General features: G+C 52.8%; 8 protein-coding genes. 6 read left to right on the plus strand and 2 right to left on the minus strand.

What is annotated here, in order from left to right:
* The first annotated feature begins 165 nt into the window (after window positions 1-165).
* Window positions 166-1,302 (plus strand): phosphotransferase, encoded by a 1,137-nt coding sequence (locus D3P07_RS10140; protein ID WP_119800114.1) that lies wholly within the window; start codon window positions 166-168, stop codon window positions 1,300-1,302.
* A gap of 178 nt (window positions 1,303-1,480) precedes the next feature.
* The gene (gene pyrH / locus D3P07_RS10145; RefSeq protein WP_119800783.1) at window positions 1,481-2,221 is read left to right on the plus strand and encodes a UMP kinase; all 741 of its coding nucleotides are present in this window, start codon (window positions 1,481-1,483) and stop codon (window positions 2,219-2,221) included.
* 92 nt (window positions 2,222-2,313) lie between these two features.
* Here pyrH and D3P07_RS10150 read toward each other — a convergent pair whose 3' ends face one another.
* Window positions 2,314-3,672: an MATE family efflux transporter gene (locus D3P07_RS10150; RefSeq protein WP_147384502.1), complete on the minus strand. Its 1,359-nt coding sequence runs from the start codon at window positions 3,670-3,672 to the stop codon at window positions 2,314-2,316.
* Window positions 3,673-3,828: 156 nt separating this feature from the next.
* On the opposite strand from D3P07_RS10150, the gene D3P07_RS10155 reads away from it, so the two are divergent.
* On the plus strand, window positions 3,829-4,716 hold the full coding sequence (locus tag D3P07_RS10155; RefSeq protein ID WP_119800116.1) for a LysR family transcriptional regulator: 888 nt from the start codon (window positions 3,829-3,831) through the stop codon (window positions 4,714-4,716).
* 49 nt (window positions 4,717-4,765) lie between these two features.
* Here D3P07_RS10155 and D3P07_RS10160 read toward each other — a convergent pair whose 3' ends face one another.
* A complete protein-coding gene (locus tag D3P07_RS10160) occupies window positions 4,766-5,293 on the minus strand; it encodes a cupin domain-containing protein (protein WP_119800117.1) in 528 nt (175 codons plus the stop codon).
* A 241-nt stretch (window positions 5,294-5,534) separates the two neighbouring features.
* Here D3P07_RS10160 and D3P07_RS10165 point away from each other — a divergent pair, with 241 nt between their 5' ends.
* The 3 genes from D3P07_RS10165 (at window position 5,535) to D3P07_RS10175 (ending at window position 13,151) form a co-directional block, all read left to right on the plus strand.
* Window positions 5,535-6,548, plus strand: a complete 1,014-nt coding sequence (locus D3P07_RS10165; RefSeq protein WP_182914253.1) for a LacI family DNA-binding transcriptional regulator — start codon at window positions 5,535-5,537, stop codon at window positions 6,546-6,548.
* A gap of 117 nt (window positions 6,549-6,665) precedes the next feature.
* On the plus strand, window positions 6,666-8,024 hold the full coding sequence (locus D3P07_RS10170; RefSeq protein WP_119800119.1) for an FAD-dependent oxidoreductase: 1,359 nt from the start codon (window positions 6,666-6,668) through the stop codon (window positions 8,022-8,024).
* 129 nt (window positions 8,025-8,153) lie between these two features.
* Window positions 8,154-13,151, plus strand: coding sequence for an S-layer homology domain-containing protein (locus D3P07_RS10175; protein WP_119800120.1), 4,998 nt, complete (start codon window positions 8,154-8,156; stop codon window positions 13,149-13,151).
* Window positions 13,152-13,165: the final 14 nt, after the last annotated feature.

Consider the following 13,165-nt stretch of genomic DNA (forward strand, 5'->3'; position numbering starts at 1 on the left):
GATACTCGAATACATCGCCGCAAGGGACGCTTGCCTTGGGCGATGTTTTTTTTGCCAAGATGAACCCGGCTGGATTTCAGACGATGTATTTTGGGGGGAGGAAGGAGTATGGGGCCGCTTCAACTAATCTTAATAGAGATGCGTTTCAAGAAATGAGGCTTGTATATGACCATGTCCGTTAACACGCTTGTTATTGATCCTGCTTGCATACAGTCACATGTGCAACAAATTGCACCTTCAGTGATTCGTCAGCTCATCTCGTGGAGCTGCAGTCCGCTAGGAGTAATCAAGGAAGAAAGCTCGGTCTACCGGGTATCTTGTACAGTTCAATTCGACGATAACAGCAGGCGAGACTACTCACTTATTCTGAAAATAGCAAAGCCCGACTCCATGCGGGATGAGGCCGATCACTACTATTATTGGAAGCGTGAAGCGCTGGTGTACCAGTTGGGGATACTGAGTCAGCTGCCTGAAGGCATAAGAGCGCCTCAATGCTATGGGGTCGAAGAGCAGGCTGACGGGGATATCAGGGTGTGGCTTGAGGATCTGCCTATTGATACACTTCACAAGGACTGGACCTTGGCGCATATGTGCGAAATTTATTACGCATTAGGAAAGTTCAATGGCGCGTATTTGGCAGGCGCTACTCTCCCTGCGGATTGGTTCTTATGCCGGGCATGGATGCGGTCTTGGGTGGAAGTATGTACAGCTTATGCGAAACCCATTGGGGAGCAGAAGGCAATTTGGGATTCGCATTCAAGCGAGCGGTGCGGCAGCAACGGGCTATGGGCGCAGTATCTGAGCAATAGGAGGCGAGCAAGCAGCCTGCTTGAGACGCTGGAGCGATTGCCCCGTGTATTTGCACATCAAGATGTGCATTGGGACAATATTTTTTTGGCAAAAGGGAATGGCGATAGTTCATTAGTTGCGATTGATTGGCAGTTTGCCAGCATATCAGGTGTAGGGGAAGATCTGGGCCGGATGTTTGGCTATGCGCTATTAAAGAACATGATTCCCGTTGATCAAGCGTCGGAATATAAAGAAGAGCTTTTTTCGAGCTACGTGCAAGGGCTTAGAGCCTCAGGGTGGGAGGGGGACTCCAAGCTGGCCCGTTTCGGCTTTGCGACGGCAGCATCGCTCAGGTATATCATGGTGATGGATAAGCTGCTTCGCGGCTTGGAAGAAGGCAGCATCAAGAATGAAGAATCCAATCTGAGCCACCTGGAGGCCGTAACGCAAGAGCTTCTTCACATGGCAGAGGAAGCTTGGAGTCTGCGAAATGAAATAACGGGTTGCATTTAACGTCTGCGCAGTATAGAATAGGTTGAATTTAATGACTGGAAGGAGTGGGAATATGAGGCGGAAGCGGAGGGGGATCATCCATCGTTTCTTTCAACTTCATATTTCTCTTCTATTGAAACACTAAGGCATTCATTGCTTTAGTGTTTTTTTATTAGGCGTGGAGGTGTATAGGGTGACGATGTACAAAAGAGTTCTCATTAAGCTAAGCGGCGGGGCAGTCGCAGGGAACACGGAATTTGGGTTCGAGCCTGAAAGGCTGGACCATATTGCGGGTGAAATTATGTCCGTGGTCAATCTGGGCGTAGAGGTGTCTTTGGTAATAGGCGGCGGCAATATCTTCCGCGGCAACATGGCTGACAGCTGGGGCATCGATAGAGCGGAGGCGGACAACATCGGAACGCTGGCAACCGTCATTAACAGCTTGATGCTTCGCGGCGTGCTGAAAGCCAAAACGGACAAAGAAATCCGTGTCATGACGGCCATCCCGATTACATCGGTGGCAGAGCCGTATATCAGGCTAAGAGCCATGCACCATTTGGAGAAAGGCTACATTGTTATTTTCGCAGGAGGCAACGGGCAGCCCTATGTGACAACGGACTATCCTTCTGTTCAAAGGGCGATTGAGGTGAATTGCGATGCTCTTCTCGTAGCCAAGCAAGGCGTAGATGGGGTGCTTAGCGCAGACCCCAGGCAGGACAAAGGAGCCAGGAAGTACAAGTCACTCCACTATAATGATGTCCTGAATCACAACTTGAAGGTCATGGATCAATCGGCATTCATCCTAGCCAGAGACTACAACCTGCCCATGCATGTGTTCAACTTCGATAAGCCGGGATCCATGAAGGCGATTTGTGAAGGGAATCATCATCATATCGGAACCATCATTAGCGGTGAGTCGGTTTTGGAGTATGAGAAATAGACTGCTTTGATCAAAATGGCCAGTTTGGCCAAGCCGGGAGATGGCTTCTGCATCGGTCAGGAGTCATCTTATCTCATCGTCCGTCCGGCGAACTAGACTGGCTCATGATTGTCGACCAGATCATGCTGCCAGCGGCGTGATCGATAGCGGAAATAACCAATGACCGTCCTCATGACTTCCTCCGCCAAATACAGCGCGTATACGAATTCCACGGGCCATTTCAATACCCCCGCGCCAATGAAGGTGATGGGCAACCCGACAAGCCAAGTCGAGCCGAGAACAAGCTTCATCGAATAACGGGTATCTCCGCCGCTGCGGAAGACGCCGACGATCCAGATGTTGTTGACGAAAATGAATACCATCAGGCATGCAAAGATGCGAAGGATGTTAATGGCCTGCCTATTCAACGGTTCATCGAACTGAAACATCCCAACGATTAACGGCGCCATCGTGAATAATAGAGCGCCGATAACCAAAGCCAGGACGAGGCCGATTCGGGTAAACCGTCTGGCGAACGTTTGCGCGAGCTCCCGCTGGCGCCGGCCGATTTGCTCGCCGATCATGATTCCTGCCGCTTGGGAGAAACCTGCGACAGCCGCAAATACAAAGACGCTGATTACTTTTGCGACTTGAATGACAGCAAGCGTTGCTGTGCCAAGCATTCCGAAAGCGACCATGTAGATGGCCGCGCCCAGTCCCCAAAGCGTCTCGTGAGCGATGATCGGCATGGTCAGCTTGAACACTTTTCTGGTAAGCGCCCGGTCAACCGTTACAGGCCTCCGTACAGATACCGCGACTTCCCGGCGTTTCGTATAGACGTAAGCGACAATCATAATCATTAAAAGTAGCTTTCCGATTAATGTAGCAATGGCTGCTCCTTGAATGCCGAGGGCGGGAAATCCGAAATGTCCATAAATGAGCGGGTAATTGAGCAGGGTGTTCAACAGCAGACATGATGTTGTCATATACATAACTGCCTTCACGTCCCCTATACTTTTAAGGCTCATGGCAAACGCAGTAGATACTGCGGACGCGATATACCCGTAGCTCACGATAGCAACAAACGAAGAGGTCAGCTTGAGCAGCTCCGAATCCCGGCTGAACGGCATGAACAGATAGGGTGAGCTTAGCGTCACCGCCAAGAAAAAGAAAGTCCCGATCCCAAGTCCGGCATACAGGCATAAGCCTGCCAGCCCGTTAATGGTCTTATAATCCCTCTGACCGTAATATTGCATCATGAATATGGAAGGTCCGCTCAGAATGCCCGCCAAGATAATAACAAGCATCATATCAAACTGACCGGCAATGCCTAGCGCGGCCACTTCCTTCTCCCCCAAGCCCGATACCATCAAGGTGTCGATCAGGACGAATGACGAAGTGAATATAAATTGCAGCGTCAAAGGAAACGCAAGCTGGGCAAGCTTGCGGTAAAAGTTATCTTCCAATTTCATGTTCAATCTCTCTTGAATTGCAGGCACTCCAGTCCCTCCCCATTTAGATCAGCGTTTTGCATATGCCAGATTATACCGTTACAATATAGATTAATAAATTGAATGTTTGTAATGGATTGATTGAATTTATTTCATGATAGATAGGGGAGGACGGGCATGAGTCTCATCAAGTACCAGATATTCAGTGAAGTGGTCGAGCAGAGGAGCCTCACAAGGGCGGGGGAGAAACTGAATTTGACGCAATCCGCTATCAGTCATGCCGTGTCTAGCCTGGAGGCTGAATTCGGATTGATCCTTCTGAAAAGAAGCAAATCCGGAGTTCTGCTAACTGCCGACGGGGAGCGTTTAATTCCGCATATCCGGCAAGTTCTGCAGCTGAACGAGAAGCTGAAGCAGGAAGTGGCAGCACTTAAGGGGGGTGAAATCGGTAAGGTTAAGATCGGCACATTCTCTAGCGTAACCATTCATTGGCTGCCTCGCATTCTCCGGGATTTTTGCATTCAATGTCCGGGTATTGAAATCAAGCTGCAAGATGGCAATCACACCGAGATGGAAAACATGCTGATGGACGGATCGGTCGATCTGGGCTTTATCACACTACCTACTTGCGGGGTCTTCCATATGGTTCCCTTGAAGAAGGACCGGATGATGTGCATGATGCCGGTGAATCATCCGCTTGAGCGCCAAGCCGTCATTAAAGTTGAACAACTTGCAGACGAGCCTTTTATTATGCCGGTTACAGGGTGCAGCTCCGATGTGCAAAGAATACTCTCGCAGCATCACATTCAGCCCAATATTAAATATGAATTGGAAGGCGATCACGCTATCATCGCTATGGTCCAAAACGGCCTAGGGATTAGCATTCTCCCCGAGATGGCTGTATCGCAAATACCGGCCAATATAAGCTGCCGCCCGCTCGAAGGGGAGTATGACCGAACGATCGGACTTGCCATCCCATCATATGACACGGCCTCTCCAGCAGCCAAAAAGCTATACAGCTTCATTACGAATTGGATTGAGCAAGATGCCGCCCAAAATGGATAGTCCAACGAAAAAGACTGAACAAGTCAACGCTTGTTCAGTCCTAGTATGACTATACACCAACAGGAATTTTTTCGTAGGCCATTTTATGGATCACTTCGCGATGCTCGGGATACTGTGCGAGCAGCTCTTGCTTCGTAAAGAGCTCGAAATCTTGAAAATCAAAGCCAGGCGCGACCATGCAGCCAACAAGCGAGAAGGTATCTGGTTCCATAACAGAAGAGCCGAAGATCGAGTTTTTTGGCACAAGATATTGCATCGTTTCGCCATTCTCCAGGTTGGTGCCCAGCTTGATTTCCTCGTATATGCCATTCTCATGAATAACATGGATCGTCAGCGGACTCCCTGCATGATAGTACCACAGTTCGTCCGATTTCAGACGGTGGAAGTGCGAGATATCCTGGGAGCGAAGCAGAAAATAAATGCTGGTATATAGCCAGCGATGGCCATCGAACTCCACGGATAATTCCTGATCGGTAATCTTCTCCTCGCCTTGATAGGTGCGTTTATAATAGCCGCCCTCGGGATGAGCGTTTAATTCCAGCTTGTTAATCCAATACTCGGGACTAGTTGCCTGCATGCGATCATTTCCTTTATATAAATTTTGAATTTATTTATAATACCACTGATTCATCGGTTTGGCGACATAGGAGAGGAAGCCTCCTCCTACAGGATTTTGGCTAAATTAGGGTTGACAAACAAGACCGGGTTGGCGGATACTGTGGTCATAGAACAAGTTGGAGCGCTCCCAATTGTGGGGTGCCACTATTCATCCTTCTTTAGGCTTGTTGGCGTGAAGGGTATGGTGTTTGGAGGTCGCAGTGAAGCATACATTGGAATCCATCGCAGCTCTCGCGGGAGTTTCCAGAGGGACGGTATCCCGGGTCATTAACAATCAGCCAAGCGTAAAGCCGGAAGTGCGGCAGAAGGTGCTGGATATTATCGCTGAGACGGGATATACGCCGCATCCCCAGGCACGCAGTCTGGCCGGCGGAAAAACCGGGAATATCGGCGTTATCGTATTTGGCGCCAAGCTGGATTTTTTGACGCATCATATTTTCTATGAAGTGCTTCAAGGCATTCAGCTTATAACAGCCATGAACAGCTACGACCTGCTCTTGTTCTCCAACCGGAGCGATTACGATCATGAATATTGGAAAAAAATCGCGATCAGCCGCAAAATCGACGGTCTTGTCATAATGGGCGAATACATCCGGGAGGAGTATTTGCGATTTTACCGGGACCAGGGCATTCCGTTCGTCCTCATCGGGAAACGCAATTATGATCAGCTGCCGCTTGCCTGTGTAACCTCCGATTATCGCCAAGGAGCGTACGATGCGACGAATTATTTGATTCGCCATGGCAAACGCTCGATCGTGTATATTCAGGGTTTGATCGGAACCCCGCATGAGGATGAACGTTATGCCGGCTATAGGCAGGCTTTGCAGGATGCTGGCATTGGTGGCCGTTCGGAATGGGTGATAGTCGGCAATGCCGAGCAGGAGGAAGCGCGCAGGCGAATGGACCGGCTCATTGCGGAAGGACTTGCATTCGATGCGGTTTTTGCCGCCAACGATCTGATGGCGCTGGGCGCTATTGAATCGTTAACGAAGCATAACTATCGCGTTCCGCAGGACATTGCCGTTATCGGTTATGACGATATTCAAGCGGCGGCCTTTATGAACCCGCCATTGACCACGGTCAGGCAGCATAAGCAGAAGCTGGGGCAGCATGCCGTGGAGCTGCTTCTGGAGATGCTGCGGGGTGAGCTGGCCTGGCATGCATCCAAAGATGTCGTGCTTGAAAGCGAATTGATGATTAGAGGAACAGCCTAGTAAGGGAACCTTCCATGGACACGGCTAGCGGCCGCTGTCCTTTCTTAACAACATATATTGGAGCGCTCCCAACATGAAAATGGGAGCGCTCCAAAAATAACAGCGGGAGTTGATACTATGCATGACTTGGAGAAATACGATGTAGCGGTTTTGGGAGGCGGACCGGCCGGTATAACCGCTGCGATAAGCGCTGCCCGTTCCGGGGCCAAAACCGTTCTGATCGAACGTTACGGCTTTCTTGGCGGCATGTCCACGGCAGCGATGGTTTATCCGTGGATGACCTTCCATGCAGCCTCTGGAGAGCAAGTGATTAAAGGGCTGGCTCAGGAAATTGTGGATCGGCTAATGGCGCTGGGGGCTTCGCCGGGCCACCTGCGGGATACGATCGGCTTTACCCATACATTAACTCCTTACCATCCCGAGGTGTACAAGGTGCTGGCCTGCGATATGCTTGCGGAGGCGGGCGCCGATATTTTGCTTCATACCTCCGTGATTGATGTAAAGACGGACGGGGACCGGATTAGCGCTATTACGCTATACGGCAAGAACGGCATTAGGGCATTGAAAGCCAAGGTATACGTTGACGCTACAGGGGACGGTGATGTCGCCTATATGGCCGGTGCCCCGTGGGAGAAGGGCAACGATGACGGGAAGCTGCAGCCGATGACGATGAAGTTCCGCATGCGCGGCGTAGATTTGCAGGCCATCAAACATTATATGAAAAACAACCCTTCGGAATTTTATGAAAAGACGCTGATCTCCGAGCTGGACCGGCTGCCGTTAACCGGAATAATGGGCTTTTACAGCAAGTGGCGGGAGGCCCGGCTGCCTATATTGCGGGACGGATTATTGTTTTTCAGCGGCCCTGGCGAGGATGAAGTGCTGGTGAATACGACCCGGGTGTCGGGCCTGGACCCTACGAGCAGCGAGGACCTGACCAGAGCGGAGATTGAAGGGCGCAAGCAAGTGCTGGAGCTGGAAGCCTTCTTGCAGCAGCATATTCCCGGATTCGAGCGGGCCTCCGTGTCCGCCGTCGGCACGCAAATCGGGGTCAGGGAGACCCGGAGAATGATCGGGCAGTATGTGCTAAGCGGCCAGGATGTATTGAGCGCCCGCAGATTTGCGGACGTCATTGCGCGCAGCGGCTATCCGATTGATATTCATAATCCGGAAGGCAAGGGCGTGACCGCCAACTTTATCCGGGAGGGCGGGGCCTATGATATTCCGTACCGGAGCATCGTTCCGCTTCAAACGGCCAATCTGCTGCTTGCGGGACGCTGTATTTCGACCTCTCACGAGGCCCAGGCGACAACGCGGCTGACGCCTAGCTGCATGGCGATCGGGCAAGCGGCCGGTACGGCGGCGGCGCTGGCGGCGGAGCTTGATTGCGACACTGGCGATGTGCCTATCGATGCCTTGCAAAAGCTGCTGCTTGCAGGTCATGCTGAACTTGGTATAAACGGTGCCGCAGTATGACGACGAAGGGCGCAAGCTGCCAATGATAGACGGCTCTGACTAATCCGGGGAGGTGGATGCATGATTCGTTTCTAAGCTCTTTGCCTGGTTCATGGGAATAACAAACTTCAATTAACGGGGTGCATTCTAATGAAGAAAGGTTTAATGGAACGATGGTTTTGCGTCATTCTTTCGTTTTCACTGGTTTTCTCTATGTCGTCTATGCAGGTGTTCGCCGGGTCCGCAGAGGATGCGAATCCGGTCATTGTCAATCCCGGCTTCGAAATGGAGGAGGAGTCCGGCAAGCTTGCGGGCTGGCGGCTGGTTACAACAAATGAAATAAGCTTTGTGGCCCCAAGCTCCGAATTTGTGCGTACCGGACAAAAAAGCATGCATTTCAATAATCCGACCAATCAGGAACAATTGCAGGCAGCGAGCGAGAAAATTGATGTCGTACCGGGAGGCGTCTATAACGCCAAGGCGTGGGCTTATGTGATCAACCAATCGCATAGCATTGGATACGAAATTCATTTCTTTGCTGCTGACAATAAGCCGGTTACGCCGGCGACCTTCAAAAATTTTGCGAAAGGCACATTGGCGCTTAATGACTGGAATGAGCTGGTTGTTCCATTTACGGTGCCGGACAATGCCGCCAAGGTCGAATTGAGATTCAATTCCGGCAAAGCGGCTACACATACAGAGGCTTACTTCGACGATGTGTCGATCGAAACGGTCAGCTTGCCTGGCACACCGGAGGAACAGGAGCAGCCAGAGGAGCCGGAACAGCCGGAGGGACCCGGCGAGCCTGTGCGGAATCTGGACTTTGAGCTGGAGCCGGTGTCTGCCGGCATTCCCGGATGGAGCCTGAAGGCGCCGACGACAGGGGTGCTGGAGCTGGGGGCCAGTCCGGTTCGAGGCGGCAAATACAGCCTTTATTTCGCCGATCAGTCGAACGCCGCGCGAACTCAGGCGCATAGCGATCCGCTGGATGTGAACGAGGGGGCCGAATATGTAGCCGGAGCCTATGTGTACGTCGTGAATCAAACCCATAGCATAGGCCTGGAAGTTCATTTTGAGAATGATCTGGGAACAGCGGTGGGCAGCCCGACTTTCCTTAACTTTTCCGCAGCCCAGCTGTCCGCCAAGCAATGGTCGATAATGGAGGTGCCGTTCACGGTGCCGGCCGGCGCAACCAAGGTGCGGCTTCTAATCAATTCCGGCATTCCGAGCTTGACGGAGGCTTACTTTGACGACTTGTATATAACGGAAGCGGGCGGCGGGACACCGGTTGACTTGCCGGATGAAATTCAGAATCCTGGTTTTGAGCTGCCGTCAGCGAACGGCAAGATTACGCATTGGAGTGTCGGATCCGGTACGGAGGGGGTGCTCGAGCTTAGCGCGGAGCGGGTCAGAAGCGGCTCGAACAGCCTTTATTTTGCCGATCGCGATACGGGGCTTGGACTGCGGGCCATTAGCGACGCTTTCCGGATAGAAGGCGGTGAGACCTATATTGCCGGCGCTTATGTAAACGTTATCAGCCAATCGCATAATATTGTGCTGGAGACCTATTATTTTGATGCCAACGATGCTCAGGTCGGCGTGAAGTCGGAGCTGTTCAGCTCCAATTCGCTGGGAACGAATCAATGGACGCGGATGAGCACGCAGACGGACGCTCCGCAGGATGCGGCCTATGCCAGAGTGGCGTTGTACTCGGGAGGCGTGAGTCTTACGGAAGCCTATTTCGACGACGTTTCATTTGAAATCCTGCCCAAAGAAGAGCCGCTGGACCGCGTCTATCAGGAGCCGATTCATCTTGGCGACATGGTAAGCGTCAATCTGGGCCAGGCGGGGCAAATTCAAACGAACAGTCTGGGAGAAAATGAGGTTTATTTCCACTCCAACGGTCTGCCAGGCCCATTCTCGGTCCTCGATGCCGAGACAGGGGAACTCAAGTTTTCGGAGCTGATTCCGAATTCGGAAGCGATGTGGGCCATGACAGTCGGATCGGATAAAAATGTTTATTTTGCCGCAACGGGAGACGGGCTGCTGTATCGCTATCTTCCTGAAGAGAAGCGGATTGAGCCGCTAGGGGTCAATCCGGCCGACAGCTGGGTCTGGGATTTGGAGGCGTCCTCCGACGGCAAGATTTACGGAGCGACCTTCGAGGATAAAGGCTCGGGCAAAGTGTTCGAATATGATATCGCCTCCGGCACATACAAAAACTACGGCGGTGTCATGGACGGCATGGACTACGTCCGGGGCATTGCGGTGCATGGGGAATATATTTATGCCGCACTTGGAGCCAATGTCCATCTGTACAAAATTCATCGCGAAACGGGCGAAAAAACCGAGATTCCGATTAAGGGATACAGCGGTAATGTCGGCACGATGGCGGATGTCTTCGTGGTGAAGGATAAGCTGTTCGCATCGGTCAGCACGATCAATATGGTCGTCATGGATTTGGACACGTATGAGGTTGTCGGAGAGTTCCAATACAGCAATATGATATCGGAACCGAATCCGGATCATGCGAACGAGATCTATTACAAGAACGGCAGCGAGCTGTACAAATACGATCTAGAGCAAAACAAGTCGGTCAAGATATCGCTTCCGTTCCCTCTACCGGATACGCTGCGCGTGAAGGATATGACGTGGATCACGCTCAAGGAAGGCAGCAGCGCGGGAGACACGGTGCTGGCCATGATTACGCAATATGGCGAGTACTGGCACTATAATCCGAAGGACAACACTATTCAATTTGTAGATTTGGACATTGCGCCTCAATATGTACGGATTCAAGCGCTCGAAAGCGGTCCGATGGACGGACGAATCTATTTGGGCGGCTATCAACGGGGAATGAGTGTCTACAACCCGTTCACCAATGAGATGAATGTCAATATCGCGGCTTTCGCCCAACCCGAAGGAATTGGGTTCCTGAACGATCATGTCTATTACGGCACTTATGTCGGAGCGATGATGTATAAATACGATCCGCGCAAGCCAGCCGAGATGGGCAACAATCCGGTGCTGGCTTATGACATCGGACATCATCAGGACCGTCCGTTCGCGATTGCATCGGGCGGAGGCAAGCTGTATGTTGGCACGGTAGCCGACTACGGTATGCTTGGCGGGGTGCTTGCCGTCTACGACGAGCGGCAGGACAAATGGACGCAATACAATGATGTGGTCGAGGACCAGGCGATTATCGGGCTGGCTTACAAGGACGGCCTGTTGTACGGGGGCACGACCGTATGGGGCGGCCTTGGCATCTCACCGACGCAGGAGGCAGCCAAAATCTTTGTATGGGATGTGGCAAAGGGCCGGAAAGTAGCCGAATTTACGCCGGACATTCCAGGCATGGATGAAACACCGAAGATGATCGGTGATCTCTCGTTCGGTCCTGACGGCCTCTTATGGGGCGCGGTTGATGGCACTGTCTTTGCGATGGATGTTGAAAGCAAGGAAGTCGTGAAGAGCAAGATGATTCGTCCAAGCCTCTACAACTCCAGCAAATGGAAGCCGTATCATTTGAGATGGAGCCCGGACGGCATGCTGTACACGACATTGTCCCGTCAACTGACTGTCATTGATCCGGAAACTCTGCAATACAAGGTAATTGACAGCACATTCACCAACGACATGACGATCGGTCTGGACGGTTCCATCTATTATGCGCCGGATGCAGGCACGACTTTAGTGAAAATCCCGGTGCCCGAGACCGACGCGACCTTGCGTGCCGTGACGATAGACGGCAAGCCGTTTGCGGAATTCTCGACCGGAGTTACCAGCTATGTCAAGAAACTGACGTCCGAGTCGGCGATTGAGGCAGCTCCGACCCAGCAGGGCGCGACGGTTGCGGTCGAAGTGGTGAAAGCGGACGAAAAAACGCGGATTCAGGTTACCGGCGCAGACGGCAAATCCAGGCTGGATTATACCCTGTATTGGAATGAAGCTGCGCGTCTGAAGGACAGACCGGGAGCAGGAAATCCGAACCCTCCGGTCACACCAGGGCCGTCTGAGCCATCCGGGCCTGCTGAATCGGCGAATGAAGGAAGGCAGATCGTATCCGAGAATGAGCTTCGTCCGAACGCCCAGGGCGAGATTGCAGTCAAGCTGGCCCCGAATGCGGACCACGCGCTGCTGCCGATTAATGCGGGCGAACTGGCCGGCAATCGGGCGATCAGGCTGGACGGCGGGGATTATGCCATTGACGTTCCGGCGGAAGTGCTGGAGCAATTGAAGCAGCTGGCGGAAGGCATGACGGGGGCGCGGATCAAAGTGTCCTTTGAGCGGGCAACCGAACAAGACGCGGAGTCGCTTGCGCGCGCCGCATCGGATCGGTACGCGGCAGCCGTTGCGGCGCGAAGCGATATCCGCAGCATTCTTCTGTCCGTTGTCGGCCAAGAAGGCGGGGAGAAGCAGCCGGAGCGACTCGCTAAGCCGGTGACGCTCGCCTTTGAGGGCGATTTCGACCCGGATGCAACGGGCGTCTATCGCGTAGATGATAACGGGGTTCTGTCCTACATCGGCGGAACGATCAGAGACGGCCGCATAGTTGCGGAAGTGCCGGCATCCGGACGCTATGCGGTCCTGGCATTCGACAAGTCGTTTTCGGATATGCCGTCCGGCCACTGGGCTTCCCAAGCGGTCAAGAAATTGACGGCGATGCTGATGGCTGAGGGCGTGAGCGAGAATCGGTTTGCGCCTGAGAAAGTGACGACAAGAGCGGAGTTTGTATCGTTCGTCGTTCGGGCGTTGGGATTGGGAGCGGCTGAAGCGAGTCCAGCCCGCTTCGAGGACGTGGCGTCCGACAGCTGGTACGCGGCGGAGGTTGAGGCGGCGTACCAGGCAGGCATCGTGAGCGGAACAAGCGGCAATACCTTTGCCCCGGGAGCTGCGGTTACAAGGGAGCAAATGGCTGTTATTCTTTACCGGGCCTATGAATACAAGCGCGGCAGCGGCAGGGCTTCCGCGGCAGGCGGCGGCTTTGCGGATCAGGATGCCATCAGCCCTTGGGCTGCCGATGCCGTATCGGCCGCTCAAAATCTCGGTCTGGTGCGCGGACGCGGCAACGATAAATTTGCGCCGCAAGCGAATCTGACGCGGGCGGAGGCCGTGCAAGCGGTATTGAATTTGCTTGAAAAATAATCGTTTGCGGGTAA

Origin of the sequence: Paenibacillus sp. 1011MAR3C5 (assembly GCF_003591485.1) — a bacterium.
In the GTDB taxonomy this organism is placed as follows: Bacteria; Bacillota; Bacilli; order Paenibacillales; family Paenibacillaceae; genus Pristimantibacillus.

Bases quoted from the DNA above. Each gene is read 5' to 3' on its own strand.
- D3P07_RS10150 (WP_147384502.1), bottom strand. From the start codon at position 3,672: ATGAAATTGGAAGATAACTTTTACCGCAAGCTTGCCCAGCTTGCGTTT.
- pyrH (WP_119800783.1), top strand. From the start codon at position 1,481: ATGTACAAAAGAGTTCTCATTAAGCTAAGCGGCGGGGCAGTCGCAGGG.
- D3P07_RS10155 (WP_119800116.1), top strand. From the start codon at position 3,829: ATGAGTCTCATCAAGTACCAGATATTCAGTGAAGTGGTCGAGCAGAGG.
- D3P07_RS10140 (WP_119800114.1), top strand. From the start codon at position 166: ATGACCATGTCCGTTAACACGCTTGTTATTGATCCTGCTTGCATACAG.
- D3P07_RS10175 (WP_119800120.1), top strand. From the start codon at position 8,154: ATGAAGAAAGGTTTAATGGAACGATGGTTTTGCGTCATTCTTTCGTTT.
- D3P07_RS10170 (WP_119800119.1), top strand. From the start codon at position 6,666: ATGCATGACTTGGAGAAATACGATGTAGCGGTTTTGGGAGGCGGACCG.
- D3P07_RS10160 (WP_119800117.1), bottom strand. From the start codon at position 5,293: ATGCAGGCAACTAGTCCCGAGTATTGGATTAACAAGCTGGAATTAAAC.